Source organism: Pseudomonas sp. H3_D04 (assembly GCF_054669175.1).
In genome coordinates this window covers 5,436,235-5,462,840 of the sequence record NZ_CP162801.1, presented here as the reverse complement: position 1 = coordinate 5,462,840, position 26,606 = coordinate 5,436,235, and the positions used below count along the sequence as shown (strand labels likewise).

Below are 26,606 nucleotides of genomic sequence, written 5' to 3'. Positions count from 1 at the left end.
TTCGGCTGGGCCTGCGCGCGCTGTTTTCATGAAATTAATCGTAAAAGTCTTCCCCGAGATCACCATCAAGAGCCGCCCGGTACGGATGCGTTTCATCCGCCAGTTGGCCAAAAACATCCGTACCGTGCTCCGCGACCTGGACCCGGCTGTGGTGGTGAACGGTGTGTGGGACAATCTCGAGCTGGAAACCCGCGTCAGCGAGCCCAAGGCCCTGAAGGAGATGAACGAGCGCCTGAGCTGCATGCCGGGCATCGCGCATTTCCTGCAAGTCGATGAATACCCGCTGGGCGACTTCGACGACATCGTCGCCAAGTGCAAGCAGCACTTCGGTGATGCGCTGGCCGGGAAGATCTTTTCGGTGCGCTGCAAGCGTGCCGGCAAGCACGAATTCAGTTCGATGGACGTCGAGAAATACGTCGGCAGCCAACTGCGTCGTCAGTGCGGCGCCGCGGGAATCTCGCTGAAAGAGCCGGAAATCGAAGTCCGCATCGAAATTCGCGACAAACGGTTGTTCGTGATCCACAGCCAGCACAACAGCATCGGCGGTTATCCGCTGGGCGCCCTGGAACAGACGCTTGTGCTGATGTCAGGTGGGTTCGATTCCACGGTGGCTGCGTACCAGATCATGCGCCGCGGCCTGATGAGCCATTTCTGCTTCTTTAATCTGGGCGGGCGGGCCCATGAACTGGGCGTCATGGAAGTCGCGCACTTCATCTGGAAGAAGTACGGCAGCTCCCAACGCGTGTTATTTGTGAGTGTGCCATTCGAGGAAGTACTGGGAGAAATTCTCGGGAAAGTCGATAACAGTCATATGGGTGTAGTTTTGAAGCGTATGATGTTGCGCGCTGCTTCCCGTATTGCCGATCGGCTGGACATCGAAGCGCTGGTTACCGGCGAGGCGATTTCCCAGGTGTCGAGCCAGACACTGCCGAACCTGTCCGTGATCGACTGCGTGACCGACAAGCTGGTCTTGCGTCCGCTGATCGCCAGTCACAAGCAGGACATCATCGACCTGGCCAACGAAATCGGTACTGCCGACTTCGCCAAGCACATGCCGGAATATTGCGGGGTCATCTCGGTGAACCCCAAGACCCACGCCAAGCGTCCGCGCGTGGAGTACGAAGAACAACAGTTCGACATGGCAGTACTTGAGCGTGCGCTCGAGAACGCCAAACTGGTGCCGATCGATCGCGTGATCGACGAATTGGGCCAGGACTTGCAGATCGAAGAAGTCAGCGAAGCGTTGGCTGGTCAGATCGTCATCGACATCCGTCACCCGGATGCCGCTGAAGACGACCCGCTGGGCCTTGCTGGCATTGAGGTACAAACGATGCCGTTTTATGCATTGAACGCTCGTTTCAAGGAACTGGACCCTACTCGCCAGTACCTGCTGTATTGCGACAAAGGCGTGATGAGTCGCCTGCATGCCCACCATTTGCTCAGTGAGGGGCATGCCAATGTGCGCGTTTATCGACCGAGCTAAGTGCCCGGGGCTGTTTGCCTGTGGCCTGCGTCACCGGCCCCCCGACGCCGCCGTCAAGCTGTAACGGCTTTGCCGGACTCTACTGTTAATCGCTGCCAAGACTTGTCAGCACACCGAATCCTCTGATCGAGATACACAAGTGATCGAAAATCTACGCAACATCGCCATCATTGCTCACGTTGACCATGGTAAGACCACCCTGGTAGACAAACTCTTGCGTCAATCCGGCACCCTGGAGCGCAACGAGCTCAACGACGAGCGCGTGATGGACTCCAACGACCAGGAGAAAGAACGCGGTATTACCATTCTGGCGAAAAACACCGCCATCAACTGGAACGGCTACCACATCAACATCGTGGACACCCCGGGCCACGCCGACTTCGGCGGCGAAGTTGAACGCGTAATGTCGATGGTTGACTCCGTTCTGCTGCTGGTTGACGCTCAAGACGGCCCTATGCCGCAAACCCGTTTCGTGACCAAGAAGGCTTTCGAAGCCGGCCTGCGTCCAATCGTGGTGATCAACAAGGTTGACCGTCCAGGCGCACGTCCGGACTGGGTGCTGGACCAGATCTTCGACCTGTTCGACAACCTCGGTGCTACCGAAGAACAGCTGGACTTCAAAGTCGTCTACGCCTCGGCCCTGAACGGCATTGCCGGTCTGGAACACACCGACATGGCTGAAGACATGACCCCGCTGTACCAGTCGATCGTCGACAACGTACCTGCGCCGAAAGTCGACCGTGAAGGTCCGTTCCAGATGCAGATCTCCGCTCTGGACTACAACAGCTTCCTGGGTGTTATCGGCGTTGGCCGTATCGCTCGTGGCCGCATCAAGCCGAACACTCCGGTTGTTGCTATCGACGCCGACGGCAAGAAGCGTAACGGTCGTATCCTGAAGCTGATGGGTCACCACGGTCTGCACCGTATCGACGTTGAAGAAGCAGCTGCCGGCGACATCGTCTGCATCAGCGGCTTCGACCAGCTGTTCATCTCCGACACTCTGTGCGACCCACTGAACGTCGAAGCGATGAAGCCGCTGACCGTTGACGAACCAACCGTTTCCATGACCTTCCAGGTAAACGACTCGCCTTTCTGCGGTAAAGAAGGCAAGTTCGTGACGTCCCGTAACATCAAGGAACGTCTGGACAAAGAACTGCTCTACAACGTTGCCCTGCGCGTTGAAGAAGGCGACACCGCCGACAAGTTCAAAGTCTCCGGCCGTGGTGAGCTGCACCTCTCGGTACTGATCGAAACCATGCGTCGCGAAGGCTTCGAAATGGGTGTTGGTCGTCCGGAAGTGATCATCCGCATGGTTGACGGCGTGAAGCACGAACCGTACGAAAACGTGACCATCGACCTGCCAGAAGAATCGCAAGGTTCGATCATGGAACAGATCGGTATCCGTAAAGGCGACCTGACCAACATGGTTCCGGATGGCAAGGGCCGTGTGCGCCTTGAGTACAACATCCCGGCTCGTGGCCTGATCGGTTTCCGTAACGAGTTCCTGACCCTGACCTCCGGTGCAGGCATCCTGACCTCGATCTTCGACCGTTACGACGTGATGAAGTCCGGCGACATGTCCGGCCGTCAAAATGGCGTGCTGGTTTCGGTTGCTACCGGTAAGGCTCTGACTTACTCGCTGGAAACCTTGCAGGCTCGCGGCAAACTGTTCCTGGGTCACGGTGAAGACGTGTACGAAGGTCAAATCGTCGGCATCAACAGCCGCGACAACGACCTGGGCGTCAACCCAACCAAAGGCAAGAAGCTCGACAACATGCGTGCCTCGGGTAAAGACGAAACCATCGCTCTGGTTCCGCCTATCCGTTTCACCCTGGAACAAGCTCTGGAATTCGTTCAAGAAGACGAATTGTGCGAAGTCACTCCTAAGTCCATCCGTCTTCGCAAGAAGATCCTGGGCGAAAGCGAGCGTACCCGCGCTGCCAAGAAAGCCGGTAACTGAGTCTCGACTTAGTTAGCTGCTAAAAAAACGCCCCCGACCGCAAGGTCGGGGGCGTTTTTGTTTGTCTGGGGTTTGTGCGGTGTCAGTTCGGGTCCCTTCGCGGGCAAGCCTCGCTCCTACGGGTTTTGCACGCGTCACAAGAACGGCGCATGACTTGTAGGAGCGAGGCTCGCCCGCGAAGGCGATCTATCCGGCAGCGTGATTGCAGATCAGAACTTCTCAAGCGTCCTACGGCTGGCGCTGCTCTCGCGCGCCACTTCTTTAGGCTTGTATGCGCAATACCCCGGCCGTGGCCCGATTTTCGGGTGATTGCGGCAAGTGTCCGGGCGCTTTTCATAAATAGTGCACAGACGGCTCTTACGATCCAGGTACAGGCAATCGTTGTTGCTCATGCGCTGGAGGGTGAAGATCTCGGACTTCTGGTTGTAACGCTCGACGATCCCTTCCTTCTGCAAGCGCTTGGCAATGTTCTTTGGCGGCTCGCCGCGCTCGAACTCGTCGACGATGCCGATGCGGATCAGGTCCTTGATCTTGACCTCGACCGGCAGCGTGCAGCAGCTGGATACACACGAGCCGCACATCGGTGCAGAATATTTGGCCCAGGTATCGAGGCGATCGATCTCCGCGGCGGCGATCAGGTTGGACTTCATCATCGGTTGTTACCAGCGTGTGCATCAGGGCGCGCGATCATACCGGGACTGGTGGATTTTTGAACAACCTTTCGCCAGATTTTTTCTCCTTCGCTCAAATAACACCGTTAATCCGGCACGGCCCCTGCATTGATTCAGGCACATGACAATGTAATGCCGCCCTATCTCGCACTATCAGGAAAAACTGCCGAACCAGAGTCCCAACGGCCTGTCAGACCGTCTAGGCTCAACAACTCCACGCTCGCTCGAGGTCCTATCGATGACTCAAGAACCACTTGTTCGCGAAGCAGAGGTGGCCGCATTTCGCGATGCCGTCTTGACCAAACTCACCTACGCGGTGGGCAAAGACCCGGATCACGCCTTCGACCACGACTGGTTCGAAGCTATTGCGTTGGCAGCGCGCGATCACATGGTCGAGCACTGGATGGATCACACCCGGCAGATCTACCGCAAAGGTCAGAAACGGGTTTACTACCTCTCCCTGGAATTTCTCATCGGCCGGCTGCTCTACGACAGCCTGAGCAACCTTGGCCTGCTCGACGTCGCCCGCGAAGCGCTGACCGAACTCGGCGTCGACCTGGAACGTATCCGCCTGCTGGAGCCCGACGCGGCGCTGGGCAACGGCGGCCTCGGTCGTCTGGCAGCGTGCTTCATGGAAAGCATGTCGACCCTCGGCATCGCTGGCCACGGCTACGGTATTCGTTATGAACACGGCTTGTTCCGCCAGGCCATCGTCGACGGCTGGCAGCAGGAGCAAACCGAACACTGGCTGGACTTCGGCAACCCGTGGGAATTTGAACGGCCTGAAGTCGTGTACCCGATCGGCTTCGGCGGCAGTGTCGAAACCGTCACCGATGAAAACGGCAAGTCCAAGCAAGTCTGGTCCCCGGCGGAAACCGTGCGGGCCATTGCCTACGACACGCCGGTGGTCGGCTGGCGCGGGGCGAGCGTCAATACGCTGCGCCTGTGGCGTGCCCGCGCCATGGAAGATTTGCACCTGGAGCGCTTCAACGCCGGTGACCACTTGGGCGCTGTGGCCGAAGTCGCCCGGGCGGAAAGCATCTCCCGCGTGCTCTACCCGGCGGACAGCACCGAAGCCGGTCAGGAGCTGCGCCTGCGACAGGAATACTTCTTCGTCGCCGCGTCCTTGCAGGACTTGCTGCGCCGCCATCGCAACATGCACACCTCGGTCCTGACCCTGGGCGACCACGCGGCGATCCAGCTCAACGACACGCACCCCTCGATTGCCGTGGCCGAACTGATGCGTCAGCTCGTCGACGTCTACGACGTGGCGTGGGATGCCGCATGGCAGGTCACCGTCGACACGCTCTCGTACACCAACCACACGCTGTTGCCGGAAGCGCTGGAAACCTGGCCGGTCGGTTTGATGGAGCGGATGCTGCCGCGGCACATGCAGATCATTTACCAGATCAACGCCCAGCACATCGATTCGCTGCGCGCCAAAGGCATTCACGACTTCGACGTGCTGCGCGCGGTGTCGCTGATCGAGGAAGACAACGGCCGCCGAGTGCGCATGGGCAACCTGGCGTTCCTCGGATCCCACAGCGTCAACGGCGTGTCCGCGCTGCACACGCAGCTGATGCGCAAAACCGTGTTCTCCGAACTGCACAAACTCTATCCGGAGCGGATCAACAACAAGACCAACGGCATCACCTTCCGCCGCTGGCTCTACCAGGCCAACCCCGAGCTGACGTCGATGATGGTCGACGCCCTCGGCCCGGACCTGTTGGACAACGCTGAAGCACGCCTGAAGGAACTGGAGCCGTTTGCCGAGAAAGCTGCGTTCCGCAAAGCCTTCGCCGAGCAGCGGCTGCACAGCAAAAAAGCCCTGGCGTACCTGATTCATGAACGACTGGGGATCGCGGTCAACCCGGCGGCCATGTTCGACGTGCAGGTCAAGCGGATCCACGAATACAAACGCCAGTTACTCAACCTGATGCACACCGTGGCGTTGTACCAGGCGATTCGCGCCGAGCCGGAAATCGACTGGGTGCCGCGGGTGAAGATCTTCGCCGGCAAGGCGGCGGCCAGTTATCACCAGGCCAAGCTGATCATCAAGTTGACCAACGACATCGCCCGGGTGGTGAACAACGACCCGACGGTGCGCGGTCTGCTCAAAGTGGTGTTCCTGCCCAACTACAACGTCAGCCTGGCGGAAAGCATCATTCCGGCGGCGGATTTGTCGGAGCAGATTTCCACCGCGGGCTTTGAAGCCTCGGGCACCAGCAACATGAAGTTCGGCCTCAACGGTGCGCTGACCATCGGCACCCTCGATGGCGCCAACGTTGAAATGTGCGAGTTCATCGGCCCCGAGCACATGTTCATCTTCGGTCTCAGTGCCCAGCAGGTTGAGGCGCGCAAGCAGAACCATGAGTTCAATGCGACGCCGGATATTGCCGCATCACACCGTTTGAATGACGTGCTGCAAGCGATTCGCGGCGGGGTGTTCTCGCCGGATGATCCGGCCCGTTACACCGGGTTGATCGACTCGCTGATCGATTACGACCGCTTCCTGGTCTGCGCCGATTTCGATTCCTATTGGGACGCGCAGATGCGCGTGGAAGCCCATTGGCACGATTCGCAAGCCTGGTGGCGTTCGGCGGTGTTGAATACTTCCCGGATGGGCTGGTTCTCGTCCGACCGGACCATTCGCGAGTACGCCACGGATATCTGGAAGGCATTGGAGTAACTTTTAGCAATAATTGCGAGCAAGGCCCGTCGGTTGTTGGGCCTGATCGATATACTAAGCCCCAGTTTCACCGGGCAGCAGGCACTGGCAATCCATTGTGGGAGCGAGCCTGCTCGCGAAAGCGGTCTGACATTCAACGTCAATGCTGAATGTCATGGCCCCTTCGCGAGCAGGCTCGCTCCCACAGGTTTGTGTGGTTTCACACTAGACTCAGCCAGAGACTGCTTCACCCGGATTCGCCCCGCAGCGGGGCCGCTTAGGGATATCGACCATGCAATGGATGTTCATGCTGATTGGGCTGGTGCTGGGCTGGATACTCGATGAGTCATTCAGCGATGCGCTATTGGGTGCGCTGCTCGGGTTGGGAGTAGGGCAGGCCATTCGTATCGGCCGCCTGGATTCAGAAGCGACCGAGCAGCGTCGACTGCTGGAGCAGGCGCAGGTTGCGCTCAATGGCGTGCAGCAACGCCTGGCATTGTTGGAGGTGCCGGGCGTCACAACGCCTGAAACCAGCGAGCCGGTTGCCAGCGAAGCCGCTCCGTCGCCTGACTTCACCCTCGATGACATTCCTGTCGAAACCCCCGAGCTGATCTGGGATCTTCCGCCCGAACTCGAGCCGATGAGCGCAACGGCAGCGCAAACCAGCCGTCCGCTGCCCGACGATGTCTGGAAACCCGAGCCTGTTACCCGCGAACCGCAACAACCCGCCGTCCCGCGTGGCCCGAGCTTCATCGAGCGGGCCATCAGCGGCGCTCGCAACTGGCTGTTCGGCGGCAACACCGTGCTGCGGGTCGGCGTGGTGCTGTTGTTCCTCGGTCTGGCGTTCTTGCTGCGGTATGCCACCGAAGGCATGGTGGTGCCGATCGAACTGCGTTACGCCGGGGTTGCGGCCGCTGCGTTGGGCCTGCTTGGTCTGGGTTGGTGGCTCAGGACACGCAACAGCAATTACGCGCTGATGCTGCAAGGCACCGGCATCGCCGTGTTGTACCTGACGGTGTTTGCCGCGATGCGCCTGCACCCGCTGCTCGATCCAAGCGCCGCCCTGGGCCTGCTGGTCGCGGTCACGGTGTTCTCGGCGATTCTCGCCATCACCCAGGATGCGTTGGGCCTGGCCGCGGCCGCTGCACTCGGCGGCTTCGCGGCACCGATCCTGACTTCCACCGGCGCCGGCAACCACGTCGCGCTGTTCAGCTACTTCGCCTTGCTCAACGCCGGCATCCTCGCCATCGCCTGGTTCAAGGCCTGGCGACTGCTGAACCTGATCGGTTTCGTCGGCACCTTCGGCATCGGTTTCGCCTGGGGCCTGCGCTCCTACACACCGGAATTGCTGTGGAGCACCGAACCGTTCCTGGTGCTGTTCTTCCTGATGTACCTGGCCATCGGCCTGCTGTTTGCCCGTCGCAAGCTGCTGGAGATGAGCGACGCCCCCGAGGACGACAGCCGCGAGGCGCTGCTGCGCTGGTCGGCGCGCAAGGGCGATTACGTCGACGGCACGATGCTGTTCGGCCCGCCGCTGGTGGGCTTCGGATTGCAGTTCGCGCTGGTTCAGCATTTGGAGTTTGCCGCAGCGTTCAGTGCCTTGGCCTTGGGCATGATCTACATGGGCCTGGCGCGTTTCCTGATGGGCGGCCGCGCATTGCTGCTCGCGGAAACCTGCCTGGCGCTGGGCGTGATCTTCGCCAGCCTGGCGATTCCGCTGGGGCTCGACGCGCGCTGGACGGCTGCCGCTTGGGCGGTCGAGGGCGCGGGCATTTTCTGGCTCGGCCTGCGTCAGCAACGACCGCTGGCTCGTGCGTTTGCCTTGCTGCTGCAACTGGGCTCGGCCATCGCGTTTGTCAGCGAATTGCGCATCGGCGACGGCAGTTTGCTCGACGGCGCTCCGCTTGGCGCGTTGATGCTCGGCGTGGCGTTGTTGTTCAGCTTCTATCAATTGCGCAAAGCCCTGCCCGAACAGACATCGGAATGGGAGCGCAAAGGGCGGCCGGTGTTGGCTTGCCTGGGCCTGACCTTCCTCTATCTGTTGGCGCCATTGTTCTTCCTGACCCACGGCACCGCCATCAGTTGGGCGCTGGCGGGGTTGGCGACGTTGTTTGTCGGCTTGCGCCTGCAATCGCGCACGTTCCTGTTCACCGCGTTTGCTGTCCAGTTGCTCGGCGGTGCGCTGTTCCTGCTGCGCTTGCAAGGTTCCAGCGGTGAGTCTGGCGCCGTGTTCAGCGCGGGTTGGAGCGGTTTGCTCAGCGCCTCCCTGATTGGCTTCGCGCTGATCGCCGGCATGTTGCTCGCCGCGCGTGATGAGATGGTGCGCAGCGATGTCCGGCTACTGCGCGGCTTGTCGGTGGTGTTGCTGGCGGGTCTGGTGCTGATCAATCTGGCGGTGCTGTTCGTGCTGCCCTGGCAGACCGCGAGTGCGGTGTGGGCGGCCAGTGGCTTGTTCATCATTTGGCTGAGCCTGTACCTCAAGCAGCGCGTGAGTTTTGTCTTCGGCCTGCTGTTGCAGGTGATTGGCGGCGCGGCGTTCCTGTTCGCGGGGCCGGACCTGCTCGGGCCGCTGGCCAGCGAAGGGTTGAAACCTCTGGCCCACAGTGGTTTCTGGACGCCGCTGGTGTTGGGCCTGGCCGCGATGGTCGGAGCGTGGCGCTTGCAACTTGGCAACCATGCCTCGGCGTTTGATGTGCTGAGCTTGCAGCGTTTGTCCGAAGTGTTGCTTGTGTGGGGCGCAGGCTGGTGGGCGCTGGCGTGGATCAGCGAAGTGCTGCGTTTTGCACCGCTGAATCTGCAAGCAACCTTGTTGCTGGCGGTTGCCGCCTTGAGCGTGGCGCTTTGGGCGGTGTTGGCGCTGCGCTTGAATTGGTCGTCGCTGGGCCTGCTTTGCACCTTGCTGATGCCCGCTGCCGGTCTGGTACTGCTCGCCGCGTGGCACTCGCGTTATCACCCGGCAGCCAATTTCGGTTGGCTGGTGTGGGCGGCCGTGTTCGTCGTGCATTTCATCTCCCTGCGACGTCTGGCGCCGATGTTGCCGGCGCGTGCCCTGAGCACCGCTCATGTGATCGGCTGCTGGCTGTTGATCGGTGTGCTGGCCTTGGAGCTGCGTTACGGTTTGCTGCTGTTGTCCGAGCAGTACAACGCCTGGCGCTGGTTGGGTTGGGCGATTTTGCCGAGTCTGTATCTGGTGCTGATGGCGGCGCCACGCAATGGGCCTTGGCCTGTTTCGGCGTATCCACGCGAGTACCGTTTTTATGCGGCGGCACCGTTGGCGCTGCTGATGCTCGGCTGGTTCTGGCTGGCGAATACCGTCAGCGACGGCACGGCCGAGCCGCTGCCCTATGTGCCGCTGGTCAATCCGTTGGAGTTGGGTCTGCTGTTTGCGCTGTTCGGCGTCTACGTCTGGTCCCGCAGCGCCGTGACGCAACTGGCGATTCGCAAAGATTACATAGCGCACGCCACGCAACTGATCGCCGGGGTCTCGCTGTTCGCGTTCTTCACCGCACTGGTGATGCGCACCGCGCACCATTGGGGCGGTGTGCCGTTCGAGCTCGATGCGTTGCTTGAATCGATGCTGGTGCAGGCGGGGCTGTCTATTGTCTGGACCCTGATGGCGCTGAGCCTGATGATCGGCGGCCATCTGCGTCATCGCCGTGAAGTCTGGCTGATCGGCGCCGCGCTGATTGGCGTGGTGGTGGCCAAACTGTTCTTTGTCGAACTGAGTAACCGTGGCGGCCTTGCGCGGATTGTGTCGTTTATCGGCGTCGGCGTGTTGCTGCTGGTGGTGGGCTATTTCGCGCCGCTGCCGCCCAAGCGCGCCGAGGCTGCGCGCCAAGGCGGAGCCGACGCTGAAAGGCCGGCCCCTGAAACCGAAGGAGTGTCGTCTTGAGTCAGAAGTTGAACCTGGGCTGGTTGGGCGCTGTTGCGTTGGGTGTGGCGCTGTCCGCCAGCGCTCAGGAAAAACCGGCGGACTTTGCCACGCACGTGCCGTTGTCGGTGAGCGGCGAAGGGCCTTGGTATCGCCTCGAATTGCCCTTGAGCGTGCAACTGAATGCGCGGCAAACGGACCTCAGCGATGTTCGCGTGTTCAACGCTGCCGGTGAGGCCCAGGCCTACGCCTTGGCTCGCGAGGCGGCGTCAACCCGGGAAAATCGCACGCTGACCGATGTGAAATGGTTCCCGCTGTACACCTCGGCGGACGCCACGGAGCGCGCGCCGGGCATCCGCGTGCAATCGAGCGCGAACGGCACGTTGGTCGAAGTGCAACCGTCCAGTCAGCTGGAGGCGGGCGAAGAAGTGCTGCGCGGCTGGTTGCTCGACGCCAGCGCCATCAAGGCGCCGTTGCAGCAGTTGATCCTCGACTGGACCAGCGAGCGCGATGGCTTTCAGCGTTTCACCATCGAGGCCAGCGACGACTTGCAGCATTGGCAGTCGTGGGGCGAAGGCCAGGTGGCGCGGCTGACGTTTGCCGATGAACGGGTCGAGCAGCATGAAGTCGGCTTGCCGGGGCAATCGGCGCGTTATCTGCGCCTGCTGTGGAATTCACCGCAATTGGCACCGACGCTGACGTCTGCGCAGCTGCAAAGCGCGAGTCCCCGCAGTCTGCCGCTGCCGTTAGTCTGGTCGCAGCCGCTGGCGGGCAGCAGCGTGAAGGCGGGAGAGTACACCTGGCAGTTGCCGATGGGGCTGAATGTCGAGCGGGTCCAGGTCGAGCTGAGTCAGCCCAACAGCCTGGCGCCGGTGACGTTGTCCGGTCGTCGCGAAAGCAGCCTGCCGTGGCAGCCGCTGACCAGCGGTTTGCTCTATCGCCTGACCCAGAGTGGCCAGGACGTGGTGCAGAACGAATTGCAGCTGTCGGGGCAAACCGTGCAGCAGTTGAAGCTGGTCGTGGATGAGCGCGGCGGTGGCTTGGGTGCTGAAGCGCCGACGTTGAAGTTTGCTGTGCGCTCGACGCAATTGGTGTTCCTGGCACGTGGGGCGGGGCCTTATACGCTGGCGCTGGGGAGTGCGACGGTGAGGGCGGCGAACCTGCCGTTGTCGACGCTGATCCCGGATTACAGCGCGGCCAAGTGGGCGGCGCTGGGCAAGGCTTCGGTGGAGGGTGCGGCGGTGGTGAGCAACTCCTCCACGGTGACTGCGGCCACGACAGCGGACACGGACTGGAAGAAGTTCGGGTTGTGGGGGGTGTTGCTGCTGAGCGTGCTGTTTCTCGCAGCGATGGCCTTCAGTTTGCTGCGCAAGCCCCCCGTTAAACCCTGAACCTGTGGCGAGGGAGCTTGCTCCCGTTCGGCTGCGAAGCAGTCGTAACTTCTGCGGCTGCATGTTCTCGGACAAATGGCGGGGAATGCTTCAGGGGGCCGCTTCGCACCCCAACGGGAGCAAGCTCCCTCGCCGCCATAGAGTTCATTTACGGCTACGCTCAACCCCGCGCATGAACTCTATTGGGCGTATCACGTCTGATAGGAGGAAATGCGCCTCGACTCGCGTTAAACTGCGCGGGTTTTTAGCCCCCAATTCCACCGGAGCCTTCCATGTCCCGCGTTACCCTGAGTCGCTATTTGATTGAGCAGACCCGTAGCAACAACACCCCTGCCGATCTGCGTTTCCTGATCGAAGTGGTGGCGCGTGCTTGCAAGGAAATCAGCCACGCCGTGTCCAAGGGCGCCCTGGGCGGCGTTCTGGGCAGCATGGGCACTGAAAACGTCCAAGGCGAAGTGCAGAAGAAGCTTGATGTGATGTCCAACGACATCCTGCTCGAAGCCAACGAATGGGGCGGTCACCTGGCCGGCATGGCATCCGAAGAAATGGATAATGCCTACCAGATCCCGGGCAAATACCCGAAAGGCGCGTACCTGCTGGTATTCGACCCACTGGATGGTTCGTCGAACATCGACATCAACGCGCCGGTCGGTACGATCTTCTCGGTGCTGCGTTGCCCGAACGAATACCTGACCCAGAACGAGCCTTTGAACGAAAAGGCCTTCCTGCAGCCAGGCACTCAGCAGGTTGCCGCCGGTTATGCGATTTACGGTCCACAGACCATGCTGGTGCTGACCCTGGGCAATGGCGTGAAGGGCTTTACCCTGGACCGTGAAATGGGCAGCTTCGTGCTGACCCATGAAGACATCACGATCCCTGAGTCCACGCAGGAATTTGCGATCAACTCGTCCAACAAGCGTCACTGGGAAGCGCCGGTACAACGTTATGTCGACGAATTGCTGGCTGGCGATGAAGGCCCGCTGAAAAAGAACTACAACATGCGCTGGGTCGCGGCGATGGTTGCCGACGTACACCGTATCCTGACCCGTGGCGGTCTGTTCATGTACCCACGCGACAACCGCGAGCCGTCCAAGCCGGGCAAACTGCGTCTGATGTACGAAGCCAACCCGATGTCGTTCCTGGTTGAGCAGGCTGGCGGCGCTTCCACCGATGGCCATCAGCGCATCCTCGACATCAAGCCTGAGGGCTTGCACCAGCGTGTTGCGGTGTTCCTCGGTTCGAAAGAAGAAGTCGAACGCGTCACGGCTTACCACAAGGAATAAACCATGACCGCGCCCTGGCAGCCGTTGCTCGAGTGGTGGTTCGGAACCTTCGAATCCCCCCAAGACATAGCGGCTGACAAGGGCAAGTTATGGTTCGGCAAGCGCGACAGCCAGGACCTCGAAGCGCAGACGCGTTTCGGGGACTGGGTCGAGCAGGCACTGGCCGGCGGATTGACTGAATGGGCGCAACGCCCCGAAGGTTGGCTGGCCTTGGTGCTGCTGCTCGATCAGCTCCCGCGAATGATCTTTCGCGACACCCCCAAATCCTTTTCAGGCGATCTCAGGGCTCAGGCACTGGTGGCGCAAGGCATTGCTGCGGATTTCGATTGGCAGTTGCGGCCGATTCAGCGGGTGTTTATCTACCTGGTGTTTGAACATTGCGAGAATCTGGCGGTGCAGAACGAGGCGGTTTCGCGGTACATCGATCTGGTTAAACAACAACCGGAGGGTGATCAGGCTTTGTTTACCGATTACCTGAATTACGCCGAAAAGCACCAGAAGGTGATTGCGCGGTTTGGGCGGTTTCCGCACAGGAATGCGGTGTTGGGAAGGGAGTCTACGGCTGAAGAGTTGGCGTTTCTTTCGGGGCCTGGTTCTCGCTTTTAGTTTTCTGCTGTAGCTGATGCCGCCATCGCCAGCAGGCTGGCTCCCACATTGGGTTTGTGTCGTTCACAATCCCCTGTGGGAGCCAGCCTGCTGGCGATGGGGCCAGTGAAAGCCGCTTAAATCCGGAAGCTGCCCACCAACTGCTTTAACCGTGCCGCCTGCTGCTCAAGGTCTGCACATGCACGCAACGTCGACTGCAAGTTCTCCACCCCTTCCTGGTTCAACGTATTGATCTCGGTAATGTCGACATTGATCGACTCCACCACTGCGGTCTGCTCTTCAGTCGCGGTCGCCACGGACTGGTTCATCCCGTCGATCTCCCCAATACGCTGGGTCACGCTGCCTAGACGCTCACCGGCCTGGTTGGCGATGCCGACGCTGCTTTCGCTCTGGCGCTGGCTGTCGGTCATGGTGCTCACCGCTTCCCGGGCGCCGACTTGCAGTTCCTCGATCATCTTTTGCACTTGCTGCGCCGAATCCTGAGTGCGATGGGCGAGGTTGCGCACTTCGTCCGCAACCACGGCAAAACCACGTCCGGCTTCACCGGCGCGGGCAGCTTCGATGGCGGCGTTCAATGCCAGCAAATTGGTCTGCTGCGAGATGCTGGTGATCACTTCCAGAATCTGCCCGATGTTCACGGTGTTGCTATTGAGCGTTTCGATGTTGCCGCACGAATCGCTGATCTTCGCCGAGAGCTGCTGCATCGCCGCGATGGTTTTATCCACCACTTGCTGACCTTCTTCGGCCAACGCGCGGGCATCGCTCGAATGCTGGGAGGCGAGGGCCGCGTTCTGGGCGATTTCCTGGGCGGCAGCGCCCAGTTCGTTGATCGCTGCAGCCACGCTGCTGGTGCGCGAGGCTTGCTGATCGGAATTGAACATTGACGAGTTCGACGCGGCAACCACACGCAAGGCGACTTCGTTGACCTGGCCGGTGGCCGAGGACACTTCGCGGATCGAGGTGTGAATACGTTCCACGAAGCGGTTGAACGAGGTGCCCAAGGCACCGAATTCATCGTGGCCGTGGATGGTCAGGCGTTTGGTCAGGTCACCTTCGCCTTCGGCGATGTCATGCATGGCGCTGCCCATGGTCAGCAGCGGCTGCATCAGAAAGCTGATCAACATGCCCAGCAACGCGATGATGATGACTACGGCGATGACCATGGCAATGATCGCCGAGGTACGGAATTCGCTGAGCATCGAGAACGCGGTGTCCTGGTCCAGCACCAGCGCCACGTACCAGTCGGCCGAGGGCACACCGTTGACGTGGGTAAAGGAGATGAACTGGGTCTTGCCGTCGAGCTCGACTTCTTTCATGCCCGGGCTGACTTTTGGTGCGCCGTTCGGGTAGGCCTCGGCGAGGCTCTTGAGCACCAGTTTGCTGTCCGGGTGGATCAGGATCTTGCCGTCGGCGCTGACGATGAACGCGTGGCCGTGACCGCCGAAGTTCAGCGAGTTGATGATTGCGCTGACGCTCGATAGGTCGATGTCCGCACCGGCGACACCGATCATCTGGCTCTGATGCTGCACCGGCGTGGCCACGGTGATCACCAGTTTGCCGGACGAGGCGGCGATGTACGGTTCGGTGACGATGGTCTGTTGCGCGCTGTTGGCCGCCTTGTACCAGCCACGTGCGCGAGGATCGTAGTCTGCCGCACGATTGCCCGCCGGGATCGAGAACATCACGCCGTCAGTGCCACCGAAGTAGCTCAGCTGGAAGTTGCCGGTGTAGGCCGGCAAGTCGATGGCGCGTTTGAGGCTGGCGGGTGTGCTGCCGTCCACTGTGATCTGCTGGGACAACGATTGCAGCAACTGGATGCGGCTTTCCAGCCAGGTCTGGATGTTGCGGGTGGTCAGGCTGCCGAGTTCCTGCATCGAGGATTCGGTACTGCTGCGCAAGGTCTGGCGCTGACGGTAGTCGTTGAACAGGATGAAGCAGGCAAACGCAACAGCGACCACGAGGGCGGCTGCCAGCAGGATCTTGTGGCTGAATTTCATGTTTCTGGTCATTAAGTGCACTACCGCGGAGGGGCTGGTCAGCGAGGGGGCGTCAATTTGCCACAGTCGAGGGCTTTGCGCTGCTTCTATGTCGACTGGCCAGCGCCAAAGATTAGGCGTGTTTTTGCGAAAACCGATGAAATACTCAGCGGCGCAGGAAAGTTGCTGATTTTTCGAAAAAAGGCAGACGAGCGGCCCGATAAATAGCCGGGCGGTCGGGGAACCAGATGGGGGTTTTCTCTTCTAAGCTTCTGCTTGGCAGCCATGCCATTCCCCCCTCGCCCCAGGAGCTACACCATGTCGCTGCGTTCTATCGCCCTGCTCTCGTTCTGCGTGTTGTTGGCCGCATGCAGCAAGGTCAATCAGGAAAACTATTCGAAACTGTCGGCCGGCATGCCCAAGGCAGAGGTTGAAGCCTTGTTGGGTAAAGCCACTGATTGCTCGGGCGCGCTCGGCATGTCCAGTTGCACCTGGGGTGACAAGAACAGCTTTATCAGCGTGCAGTATGCCGGTGACAAAGTACTGATGTTTTCCGGCCAAGGCCTGAAGTAATCCGGGGCTACGCGCCCACGGGAGAAAAACAATGAAGCGGTTATTGATACTCCTTTTTGCCGGCCTGGTATTGGCCGGCTGCGCCACTTCTGGCACAGATCCGTTGGCGCCGAAAACCGTCAACAGCGTCAATCTCAAGAAATACCAGGGCACCTGGTACGAGTTGGCCCGCCTGCCAATGTATTTCCAACGCAACTGCGCACAATCCGAAGCCCATTACACGCTCAATCCTGACGGCAAGGTGCAGGTGCTGAACCGCTGCCTGACGGCGGATTGGCAATGGGAAGAGGCCAAGGGCACGGCTTATCCACAAGTGCCGGGCAAGACCGACAAGTTGTGGGTCGAGTTCGATACCTGGTTCTCGCGCTTGCTGCCAGGTGTGGCGAAGGGGGAATACTGGGTGCTTTACGTCAGCGACGATTACAAGACCGCCATCGTCGGTGACCCGAGCCGCAAGTACCTGTGGCTGCTGTCGCGCACGCCGACGGTCAACGGTGTAGTGCGTGAAGAACTGCTGAGCAAGGCGCGTCAGCAAGGCTACGACACTACGCGGCTGATCTGGCGCGCGTCGGATACGCAGATGGCCAAGACCTCGAACTGACGGCTAGTAAAGAACAAATGTGGGAGCTAGCCTGCTCGCGATAGCGGAGTATCAGTCAACACTTCTGTTGAATTTGATCGCCCTGTCGCGAGCAGGCTCGCTCCCACATTTCGTTTGTGTCAGCCCAGGAGGTCGCGCAGGACTTGGGTAAACGCGCGGTTACTTTCTTCTTCTGCCGCATGACGCCCGTCACGCACCACCCACTGGCCATTGACCAGCACATCGCGCACCTGGCGATCGCCGCCGGCAAACAACCAGCGATTGAGAATCCCGTCACCGCTGGCCGTTGCCAGGTACGGATCGTTGCCGTCCAGCACCAGCCAATCCGCACGTTTACCAACTTCCAGTGCACCGATCGGCTGCCCCAGCGCCTGAGCGCCGCCATCCAGCGCAGCGTCATATAGCGTGCGGCCAACCATCGGCTGATCCGCGCCATACAGCCGATTACGCCGCTGATCGCGCAGGCGCTGGCCGTATTCCAGCCAACGCAACTCTTCCACAACGCTCAATGACACATGGCTGTCGGACCCGATACCCATGCGTCCACCCTGCGCGAGGAAATCCACCGCCGGGAAAATCCCGTCGCCGAGGTTGGCTTCGGTGGTCAGGCACAGACCGGCGATAGCGCGACTCTTGGCCATCAACGTGACTTCTTCCGGATTGGCATGGGTCGCGTGGACCAGGCACCAGCGCTGGTCGACCTCGGTGTTTTCGTACAGCCATTGCAGAGGACGACGACCGCTCCAACTCAGGCAGTCATCGACTTCCTTCTGCTGTTCAGCGATATGAATGTGCACCGGGCACTGCTTGTCGCTGGCCGCCAGCACTTCGCTGATCTGTTGCGGCGTTACCGCGCGCAACGAGTGGAAACACAAGCCCAGCGACTGCGCCGGTTGCTGCGCCAGGATCGGCTGCAAACGCGACTGAAGCGTGAGGTAGTTCTCGGTGCTGTTGATGAAGCGGCGCTGACCGTCGTTCGGCGCCTGGCCGCCGAAACCGGAATGACTGTAAAGCACCGGAAGCAAGGTCAGACCGATACCGGCGGAACTGGCTGCCTGGCTGATGCGCAGCGCCAGTTCGGCCGGATCAGCGTAAGGCTGGCCGTTGGTGTCGTGATGCACATAATGAAATTCCGCGACCGAGGTGTAACCGGCCTTGAGCATTTCGATGTACAGCTGGCGGGCGATGACGCCGAGTTGATCCGGGCTGATTTTTCCGACGAGGCGATACATCAAGTCGCGCCAGGTCCAGAAACTGTCATTCGGATTGCCCGCCACTTCCGCCAGCCCGGCCATGGCCCGCTGGAAGGCGTGGGAATGCAGATTCGGCATCCCCGGCAGCAGCGGACCGCTCAGCCGTTCGGCGCCATCTGCGTTGGAATCGGCCTGGATATGGGTCAAAACGCCCTCGGCGCTGACCTCAAGACGTACATTGTTGGCCCATCCACTAGGCAGCAGCGCGCGTTCGGCAAAGAAGGCGGACATGGTTCAGAACCCCATCGTGTGTTATTTGTATATACATATACAGACGTTTGCCTGCTCGGTAAACTCCGGCAAGCTAGCGACTTCTAACAGACGACCAAGGATTAACCGTGCCGACTCCGCCCCCAGTGTCACCGTTGGCCGCGAACATGGGCGACAGTCCGGCGCCCTTGTACGCCCGCGTCAAACAGATGATCACCCAGCAAATCGACAGTGGAAACTGGCCGCCGCACTACCGCGTTCCGTCGGAAAGCGAGCTGGTCAGCCAACTCGGTTTCAGCCGCATGACCATCAACCGCGCCCTGCGCGAGATGACCGCCGACGGTCTGCTGGTGCGCATGCAAGGTGTCGGCACGTTCGTCGCCGAGCCGAAAAGCCAGTCCGCGCTGTTTGAAGTGCACAACATCGCCGACGAAATCGCCTCCCGTGGCCATCGCCATACCTGCAAGGTGATCACCCTCGAAGAAGAGGCCGCTGGTTCCGAGCGCGCTTTGGCGCTGGACATGCGCGAAGGCCAGCGGGTTTTCCATTCGCTGATCGTGCATTTCGAAAACGACATTCCGGTGCAAATCGAAGACCGTTTCGTCAACGCGCTGGTGGCGCCGGACTACCTCAAGCAGGACTTCACCCTGCAAACGCCTTACGCCTATCTGAACCAGGTCGCGCCGCTGACCGAAGGCGAGCACGTGGTCGAGGCGATTCTGGCCGAGGCCTCAGAGTGCAAATTGCTGCAGATTGAAAAGGGCGAGCCGTGCCTGCTGATTCGTCGCCGCACCTGGTCCGGCCGCCAGCCGGTAACCGCCGCCCGTTTGATCCACCCTGGTTCCCGTCATCGTCTGGAAGGTCGGTTTCATAAATGAATGTAACGAAGGTTCTACGCGCAAAAGATTACCCGCGAATGCCGTGGAAAAACGGCGGTGGCAGCACCGAAGAAATCACCCGCGATGCGGGGACCTGGCTTGACGGCTTCGGCTGGCGCCTGTCGATTGCCGATATCGCCGAATCCGGCGGATTCTCGACGTTCGCCGGCTATGAGCGGGTGATCACCGTGTTGCAAGGCGACGGTATGACCTTGCGGGTTGACGGCCAGGACACGCCTCCATTGTTACCGTTGGAGCCTTTTGCGTTCAGCGGCGAAAGCCACGTGACCTGCACCTTGCTGGGCGGGCCGATTCGCGACTTCAACCTGATTTATGCGCCCCAGCGTTACTACGCGCGGTTGCAGTGGCTGGCCGGTGAGCAGCAGTTTTTCAGCTCGGCTGGCACCGTGCTCATATTTAGTGTCACTGACGAGCTTGTCGTGAAGGTCGGCAACAGCGCCTCGCAACTCGGTCGCCATGATTGCCTGCAACTCGGTGGTAACACCGGCCTGCTGGAAGTTTCCAGCAACGGCTCGTGCTGTGTGATCGAGCTGACTGCACGCTGATCCAATACCACCACTGATCGTTCCCACGCAGAGCTTGGGGGCGATCAACTGATTCGAAACTGCGCACCACTTTGTTACCGAACGCCCCAGCGTGGCGCAAAACCACGCCCAAGTAACAGCAGTCACCCCCCTCGCAAAATCCCCCGAAAAATTTCTTCGTTGCCAGAACCCTTGATCCAGGCGCGTTCCAGCCCGTTTAAAACTTTTCTTGAAGGCCCCTCCAACAAGTTGGCCGCTTGATTGCATATGCTTGTATGTACAAGTAAAGACGTATGCGTATGAGTCGACCGAGACTCCTCGCAACGTCCACTGATTCGCTTGTGGCGCAACAGTGCGCACAGGCTGGCTTACCCACCGCCAGGGTTGGTTTGGATTGATCGCTGAGGAGTCTTTTTCGTGACTGACAATACCCAGAAACCTACTAAATACCGTGATGTTGAAATCCGTGCCGCCCGCGGTAACAAGCTGACCGCCAAGAGCTGGCTGACCGAAGCGCCGCTGCGCATGCTGATGAACAACCTCGACCCTGAAGTTGCCGAGAACCCTAAAGAACTGGTGGTTTACGGTGGTATCGGTCGTGCGGCGCGTAACTGGGAATGCTACGACAAGATCGTCGAAAGCCTGACCAACCTGAATGACGACGAGACCCTGCTGGTGCAATCCGGCAAGCCGGTCGGCGTGTTCAAGACACACACCAATGCTCCGCGCGTGCTGATCGCCAACTCCAACCTGGTGCCACACTGGGCGAGCTGGGAGCACTTCAACGAACTCGACGCCAAAGGCCTGGCCATGTACGGCCAGATGACCGCCGGCAGCTGGATCTACATCGGCAGCCAGGGCATCGTCCAGGGCACTTACGAAACCTTCGTCGAAGCCGGTCGCCAACATTACAACGATGACCTGAAAGGTCGTTGGGTCCTGACCGCAGGCCTCGGCGGCATGGGTGGCGCTCAGCCTCTGGCTGCAACCCTGGCCGGTGCTTGCTCGCTGAACATCGAATGCCAACAGGTGAGCATCGATTTCCGCCTGAACAGCCGCTATGTCGATGAACAAGCCACCGACCTCGACGACGCCCTGGCCCGCATCGAAAAATACACCAAGGAAGGCAAGGCGATTTCCATCGCGCTGCTGGGTAACGCGGCAGAAATCCTGCCGGAACTGGTCAAGCGCGGCGTGCGCCCGGACATGGTCACCGACCAGACCAGCGCCCACGACCCGCTCAACGGTTACCTGCCAGCCGGCTGGACCTGGGAAGAGTACCGCGCTCGCGCCAAGACCGAGCCTGCTGCCGTGGTCAAAGCCGCCAAGCAATCGATGGCCGTGCACGTAAAAGCGATGCTCGAATTCCAGAAGATGGGCATTCCGACCTTCGACTACGGCAACAACATCCGTCAGATGGCGCAAGAAGAAGGCGTCGAGAACGCATTCGACTTCCCGGGTTTTGTACCGGCTTACATCCGTCCGCTGTTCTGCCGCGGCATCGGTCCATTCCGTTGGGCTGCACTGTCGGGTAACGCTGAAGACATCTACAAGACCGACGCCAAGGTCAAAGAACTGATCCCGGACGACGCCCACCTGCACAACTGGCTGGACATGGCCCGCGAGCGCATCAGCTTCCAGGGGCTGCCGGCCCGTATCTGCTGGGTTGGCCTGGGACAGCGCGCGAAGCTGGGTCTGGCGTTCAACGAAATGGTGCGCAGCGGTGAGTTGTCCGCGCCGATCGTGATCGGTCGCGACCACCTGGACTCCGGTTCGGTCGCCAGCCCGAACCGTGAAACCGAATCGATGCAGGATGGCTCCGACGCCGTGTCCGACTGGCCACTGCTCAACGCCCTGCTCAACACTGCGAGCGGCGCGACCTGGGTTTCCCTGCACCACGGCGGCGGCGTCGGCATGGGCTTCTCCCAGCACTCGGGCATGGTGATTGTCTGCGACGGTACTGACGAAGCGGCCGAGCGTATCGCTCGCGTCCTGCACAACGACCCGGCCACCGGTGTCATGCGTCACGCCGATGCCGGTTACCAGATCGCGATCGACTGCGCCAAGGAACAAGGGTTGAACCTGCCAATGATTACCGGCAAATAAAACAGGCTTTGGCCTGATGCAAAACCTGTAGGAGCGAGCGATGCGGCGCCCCGCATTGCTCGCTCCTACAGGGATCACCAACACCGACAAACAATCCACAGAGGTTGAACAATGGCTGTTAATGACGATCGTGCAGGCAGTAAACCGTTGATCGAGACACGTTCGATCGACTACATCCCGGAAGCGGAAAGACACGGTCGTCTGTTAAGCCAGTTCACCCTGTGGATGGGTGCCAACCTGCAGATCACCGCGATTGTCACCGGGGCGCTCGCCGTGGTGCTGGGCGGTGATGTGTTCTGGTCGCTGATCGGTCTGCTGATCGGTCAACTGCTGGGCGGTGGCGTGATGGCGTTGCATGCAGCGCAAGGGCCAAAACTTGGCCTGCCGCAGATGATCTCCAGCCGCGTACAGTTCGGCGTTTATGGTGCGGCCATCCCAATCGTGCTGGTCTGCCTGATGTACCTGGGCTTCACCGCAACGGGAACCGTGCTTTCCGGCCAGGCGCTGGGCCAGTTGTTTGGCGTCAGCGACAGCGTCGGTATCCTCATCTTCGCCAGTGTCATCGTGCTGGTCACGGTACTCGGTTATCGGGTGATCCATTTCATCGGCCGTGTCGCCAGCGTCATCGGCGTGATTGCCTTTGTTTATCTGTTCAGTCGTCTGATGAGCCAGACTGATGTGGGTGCACTCCTGCAAATCCGCCACTTCAGCTGGAGCAGCTTCCTGCTTGCGGTGTCCCTCGCGGCATCCTGGCAGATAGCCTTCGGTCCTTACGTGGCTGACTACTCGCGCTACCTGCCGAGCAACACTTCCTCGGTGAAAACCTTTTTCGCCGCTGGCGCGGGTTCGGTGATTGGTGCACAGGTGGCGATGATCCTCGGCGTGTTTGCCGCCGCTTCGGCCAACGGACAATTCGCCGGCCACGAAGTGGCCTATATCGTGGGTCTGGGCGGCACCGGTGCCACCGCTGCGCTGCTGTATTTCAGTATCGCGTTCGGCAAGGTCACCATCTCCACGCTGAACTCCTACGGCAGCTTCATGTGCATTGCGACCATCATCAGCGGTTTCCGTGGTCACCTGCAGGTATCGCGCTTGCAACGTTTGGTGTTCGTGCTGTTCATCGTCGGTACCGCCACCCTGATCGCGTTGCTAGGTCAGCACTCGTTCCTCGGTGCGTTCAAGTCCTTCATCCTGTTCCTGCTGGCGTTCTTTACGCCATGGAGTGCGATCAACCTGGTGGACTACTACTGCATCACTCGCGAGCGTTATGACGTGCCGGCGCTGGCCGATCCGAAGGGTCGCTATGGCCGTTGGAACCCACTCGGCATCAGCATCTATGTCTTCGGTGTGCTGGTACAACTGCCGTTCATCGCCACCAAGTTCTATACCGGTCCGCTGGTGGAAGCCCTGGGTGGTGTGGATATTTCCTGGATCATCGGTCTGGTGCTTCCCGCAGCCCTGTACTACGTCTGTGCGAAAAAATGGCACGGCTCGGTACCCGATCACCTGATTCTGCCGGTTGAGCAGGACAGCGTTGTACAACAAAAAACAAGTGGGGCTGGTCGCGCTGCGGCGCAGGCCTGATTGGACGTGGACAGGGCTGGATGCCTCTTGACTGCCGTAAGCCAATTCATGATTAGGAGCGTCACTACAATGAAATCGAACAAGACCCTGCTGACCACATTGCTGTCCATGGGCCTGCTCGCCAGCGCCGGCGCCACTCAGGCTGCCGGTTGGTGCGAGTCGGGCAAACCGGTGAAGTTCGCCGGCCTGAACTGGGAAAGCGGCATGCTGCTGACCGACGTGATGCAAATCGTGTTGGAGAAGGGCTACGACTGTAAGACCGACAGCCTGCCGGGCAACTCCATCACCATGGAAAACGCCCTGAGCAGCAACGACATTCAAGTGTTCGCCGAAGAGTGGGTTGGCCGCAGCGAAGTCTGGAACAAGGCCGAGAAGGCCGGCAAGGTTGTCGGTGTCGGCGCTCCGGTCGTTGGCGCAATCGAAGGCTGGTACGTGCCGCGCTACGTGATCGAAGGCGACGCCAAGCGCAAGCTGGAGCCCAAGGCCCCGGACCTGAAAGCAATCGCCGACCTGGGTAAATACGCCGCCGTGTTCAAGGACCAGGAAGAGCCTTCCAAGGGCCGTTTCTACAACTGCCCGGCCGGCTGGACCTGTGAACTCGACAACAGCGAAATGCTGAAAAGCTATGGCCTGGAAAGCACCTACACCAACTTCCGTCCGGGCACCGGCCCGGCGCTGGATGCCGCGGTGCTGTCGAGCTACAAGCGTGGAGAGCCGATCCTGTTCTACTACTGGTCGCCCACCCCGCTGATGGGCCAGGTCGACCTGGTCAAGCTTGAAGAAAAACCAGGCGTGAACAAGGAAGTGACCATCAAGGTCGGCCTGTCCAAGACGTTCCACGAGCAAGCCCCGGAACTGGTGGCAGTGCTGGAAAAGGTCAACCTGCCGATCGACCTGCTCAACCAGAACCTCGGGCGCATGGCCAAAGAGCGGATCGAGTCGCCAAAACTGGCCAAGATCTTCTTGAAGGAACATCCTGAAGTCTGGCACGCATGGGTAAGCGAAGACGCAGCCAAGAAAATCGACGCGGCCTTGTAGGTTGGGCCTCTCCGACTGTCGGCAACGGCAGTCGGGTGCTTGATCGCAACCCCTTGATTGAGAGTCTCTTATGTTTCCCGAAAGCTTTACCTTTTCCATCGCCGACTGGGTCAACGGTTGGGTCGATTCGCTGGTCACCAACTACGGCGATGTGTTCCGGCATATCTCCGACACCCTGTTGTGGGCCATCGTCAATCTTGAAGGGTTGCTGCGTGCGGCGCCCTGGTGGCTGATGCTGGCCATCGTGGCGGGCGTTGCCTGGCACGCGACTCGTAAAGTGGTGACCACGGCAGTCATCGTCGGCCTGCTGTTCCTGGTGGGTGCGGTCGGCCTCTGGGACAAGCTAATGCAGACCCTGGCGCTGATGATGGTGGCCACCGTCATTTCGGTGCTGATCGGCATCCCGCTGGGCATTCTCTCGGCACGCAGCAATCGCCTGCGTTCGGTGCTGATGCCGTTGCTGGACATCATGCAGACCATGCCGAGTTTCGTGTACCTGATCCCGGTGCTGATGCTGTTCGGCCTGGGCAAGGTGCCGGCGATTTTCGCTACCGTGATCTACGCTGCGCCACCGCTGATCCGCCTGACCGACCTGGGCATCCGCCAGGTGGACGGTGAAGTGATGGAAGCGATCAACGCCTTCGGTGCCAACCGCTGGCAACAATTGTTTGGCGTGCAACTGCCGCTGGCCCTGCCGAGCATCATGGCCGGGATCAACCAGACCACCATGATGGCCCTGTCGATGGTGGTGATTGCCTCGATGATTGGCGCCCGTGGCTTGGGTGAAGACGTGTTGGTGGGGATTCAGACCCTCAACGTCGGACGTGGCCTGGAAGCCGGTCTGGCGATCGTGATTCTGGCAGTGGTCATCGACCGCATTACTCAGGCGTATGGTCGGCCACGGCATGAGGTGAGCAAATGAACGACGCAACCGTGAGCAAAATCGAAGTCAAAAACGTCTTCAAGATTTTCGGCAACCGCTCCAAGGACGCGCTGGGCATGATTGGCCAGGGCAAAACCAAGGATCAGGTGCTGGCCGAAACCGGCTGCGTGGTCGGCGTGAACGACTTGTCGTTGAGCATCGGCACCGGCGAAATCTTCGTGATCATGGGCCTTTCGGGTTCCGGCAAATCGACCCTGGTGCGCCACTTCAACCGCCTGATCGACCCCACCAGCGGCGCGATCCTGGTGGACGGCGTGGACATCCTGCAATACGACATGGAAGCCCTGCGCGAATTTCGCCGGCACAAGATCAGCATGGTGTTCCAGAGCTTCGGCCTGCTGCCGCACAAGACCGTGATCGACAATGTCGCCTACGGCCTGAAAGTGCGTGGCGAGAGCAAGCAAATGTGCGCCGAGCGTGCGCTGCACTGGATCAATACCGTGGGCCTGAAAGGCTACGAAAACAAATACCCGCACCAGCTCTCGGGCGGCATGCGTCAGCGTGTGGGCCTGGCCCGCGCCCTGGCGGCAGACACCGACATCATCCTGATGGACGAGGCCTTCAGTGCGCTCGATCCGTTGATCCGCGCGGAGATGCAGGACCAGTTGCTGGAACTGCAAAAGACCCTGCACAAGACGATCGTCTTTATCACCCACGACCTCGATGAGGCCGTGCGCATAGGTAACCGCATCGCGATCCTCAAGGACGGCCGCCTGATTCAGGTGGGCACGCCGAGAGAGATCCTGCATTCGCCGGCGGATGAGTATGTGGACCGGTTCGTCCAGCGTCGGGCGGCGGTGGTTTAAAGGTTTGCGGCGGTTGTGCTGACCCCTTCGCGGGCAAGCCTCGCTCCTACAGGTTTTGTGTCGTTCCTGCATTGGACGGCAAACCTGAATCCTGTAGGAGCGAGGCTTGCCCGCGAAGAGGCCGGTAGAGCTGCAACAATATTCAGGTTTTACGCAAGAG

19 protein-coding genes and 1 pseudogene are annotated in these 26,606 nt (G+C 60.3%); 16 read left to right on the top strand and 4 right to left on the bottom strand.

Annotated elements, in window-relative coordinates; translation table 11 throughout:
• Nucleotides 1-28 precede the first annotated feature (28 nt).
• A complete protein-coding gene (gene thiI / locus AB4N91_RS25090) occupies nucleotides 29-1,483 on the top strand; it encodes a tRNA uracil 4-sulfurtransferase ThiI (protein ID WP_460111859.1) in 1,455 nt (484 codons plus the stop codon).
• Between the two features lie 139 nt (nucleotides 1,484-1,622).
• Nucleotides 1,623-3,443 (top strand): translational GTPase TypA, encoded by a 1,821-nt coding sequence (gene typA / locus AB4N91_RS25085; protein ID WP_010464551.1) that lies wholly within the window; start codon nucleotides 1,623-1,625, stop codon nucleotides 3,441-3,443.
• Nucleotides 3,444-3,652: 209 nt separating this feature from the next.
• Here typA and AB4N91_RS25080 read toward each other — a convergent pair whose 3' ends face one another.
• Nucleotides 3,653-4,096 (bottom strand): YkgJ family cysteine cluster protein, encoded by a 444-nt coding sequence (locus tag AB4N91_RS25080; protein WP_083375245.1) that lies wholly within the window; start codon nucleotides 4,094-4,096, stop codon nucleotides 3,653-3,655.
• Between the two features lie 256 nt (nucleotides 4,097-4,352).
• Here AB4N91_RS25080 and AB4N91_RS25075 point away from each other — a divergent pair, with 256 nt between their 5' ends.
• From AB4N91_RS25075 to AB4N91_RS25055, 5 genes are all read left to right on the top strand, one after another.
• Entirely contained in the window at nucleotides 4,353-6,803 is a 2,451-nt protein-coding gene (locus tag AB4N91_RS25075) for a glycogen/starch/alpha-glucan phosphorylase (RefSeq protein ID WP_077747594.1), read from the top strand.
• A 271-nt stretch (nucleotides 6,804-7,074) separates the two neighbouring features.
• Nucleotides 7,075-10,674 carry a DUF2339 domain-containing protein gene (locus tag AB4N91_RS25070; protein ID WP_010464545.1) on the top strand — a complete coding sequence of 1,200 codons (3,600 nt, stop codon included), beginning with the start codon at nucleotides 7,075-7,077 and terminating at the stop codon, nucleotides 10,672-10,674.
• Nucleotides 10,671-12,044 (top strand): DUF3999 domain-containing protein, encoded by a 1,374-nt coding sequence (locus AB4N91_RS25065; protein WP_460111858.1) that lies wholly within the window; start codon nucleotides 10,671-10,673, stop codon nucleotides 12,042-12,044. Before AB4N91_RS25070 ends, AB4N91_RS25065 begins: the two co-directional genes overlap by 4 nt.
• 272 nt (nucleotides 12,045-12,316) lie before the next feature.
• Complete coding sequence (locus AB4N91_RS25060; RefSeq protein WP_010464542.1) at nucleotides 12,317-13,327, top strand: class 1 fructose-bisphosphatase; 1,011 nt, start codon at nucleotides 12,317-12,319, stop codon at nucleotides 13,325-13,327.
• 3 nt (nucleotides 13,328-13,330) lie between these two features.
• Nucleotides 13,331-13,933: a DUF924 family protein gene (locus AB4N91_RS25055; RefSeq protein ID WP_460111857.1), complete on the top strand. Its 603-nt coding sequence runs from the start codon at nucleotides 13,331-13,333 to the stop codon at nucleotides 13,931-13,933.
• A gap of 116 nt (nucleotides 13,934-14,049) precedes the next feature.
• Here AB4N91_RS25055 and AB4N91_RS25050 read toward each other — a convergent pair whose 3' ends face one another.
• Nucleotides 14,050-14,814, bottom strand: a complete 765-nt coding sequence (locus AB4N91_RS25050) for a methyl-accepting chemotaxis protein (protein ID WP_370655188.1) — start codon at nucleotides 14,812-14,814, stop codon at nucleotides 14,050-14,052.
• 141 nt (nucleotides 14,815-14,955) lie between these two features.
• Nucleotides 14,956-15,807 (bottom strand): annotated as a pseudogene (locus AB4N91_RS25045) (cache domain-containing protein); the annotation flags it as partial.
• A 420-nt stretch (nucleotides 15,808-16,227) separates the two neighbouring features.
• Between AB4N91_RS25045 and AB4N91_RS25040 the strand changes: the two are divergent.
• Both AB4N91_RS25040 and AB4N91_RS25035 read left to right on the top strand, forming a co-directional pair.
• A complete protein-coding gene (locus AB4N91_RS25040; protein ID WP_010464535.1) occupies nucleotides 16,228-16,482 on the top strand; it encodes a hypothetical protein in 255 nt (84 codons plus the stop codon).
• Nucleotides 16,483-16,513: 31 nt separating this feature from the next.
• A complete protein-coding gene (locus AB4N91_RS25035) occupies nucleotides 16,514-17,083 on the top strand; it encodes a lipocalin family protein (RefSeq protein ID WP_010464533.1) in 570 nt (189 codons plus the stop codon).
• A gap of 119 nt (nucleotides 17,084-17,202) precedes the next feature.
• On the opposite strand, the gene AB4N91_RS25030 is transcribed toward AB4N91_RS25035, so the two are convergent.
• The gene (locus tag AB4N91_RS25030; RefSeq protein ID WP_077747599.1) at nucleotides 17,203-18,567 is read right to left on the bottom strand and encodes a formimidoylglutamate deiminase; all 1,365 of its coding nucleotides are present in this window, start codon (nucleotides 18,565-18,567) and stop codon (nucleotides 17,203-17,205) included.
• 146 nt (nucleotides 18,568-18,713) lie between these two features.
• On the opposite strand from AB4N91_RS25030, the gene hutC reads away from it, so the two are divergent.
• The 7 genes from hutC to AB4N91_RS24995 all read left to right on the top strand — a co-directional run bounded on the left by hutC (nucleotide 18,714) and on the right by AB4N91_RS24995 (nucleotide 26,446).
• A complete protein-coding gene (hutC, locus tag AB4N91_RS25025) occupies nucleotides 18,714-19,424 on the top strand; it encodes a histidine utilization repressor (protein WP_154505298.1) in 711 nt (236 codons plus the stop codon).
• Nucleotides 19,421-19,990, top strand: a complete 570-nt coding sequence (locus tag AB4N91_RS25020; protein ID WP_460111856.1) for a HutD/Ves family protein — start codon at nucleotides 19,421-19,423, stop codon at nucleotides 19,988-19,990. The genes hutC and AB4N91_RS25020 overlap by 4 nt, the downstream gene beginning before the upstream one ends.
• A gap of 396 nt (nucleotides 19,991-20,386) precedes the next feature.
• Nucleotides 20,387-22,075, top strand: coding sequence for a urocanate hydratase (hutU, locus tag AB4N91_RS25015; protein ID WP_083375241.1), 1,689 nt, complete (start codon nucleotides 20,387-20,389; stop codon nucleotides 22,073-22,075).
• 111 nt (nucleotides 22,076-22,186) lie between these two features.
• Nucleotides 22,187-23,659: a purine-cytosine permease family protein gene (locus AB4N91_RS25010; RefSeq protein ID WP_304817895.1), complete on the top strand. Its 1,473-nt coding sequence runs from the start codon at nucleotides 22,187-22,189 to the stop codon at nucleotides 23,657-23,659.
• A 69-nt stretch (nucleotides 23,660-23,728) separates the two neighbouring features.
• Nucleotides 23,729-24,697 carry an ABC transporter substrate-binding protein gene (locus AB4N91_RS25005; protein WP_010464521.1) on the top strand — a complete coding sequence of 323 codons (969 nt, stop codon included), beginning with the start codon at nucleotides 23,729-23,731 and terminating at the stop codon, nucleotides 24,695-24,697.
• Between the two features lie 70 nt (nucleotides 24,698-24,767).
• Nucleotides 24,768-25,619: an ABC transporter permease gene (locus AB4N91_RS25000; protein WP_010464518.1), complete on the top strand. Its 852-nt coding sequence runs from the start codon at nucleotides 24,768-24,770 to the stop codon at nucleotides 25,617-25,619.
• Entirely contained in the window at nucleotides 25,616-26,446 is an 831-nt protein-coding gene (locus AB4N91_RS24995; RefSeq protein WP_145309870.1) for a quaternary amine ABC transporter ATP-binding protein, read from the top strand. The genes AB4N91_RS25000 and AB4N91_RS24995 overlap by 4 nt, the downstream gene beginning before the upstream one ends.
• Nucleotides 26,447-26,606: the final 160 nt, after the last annotated feature.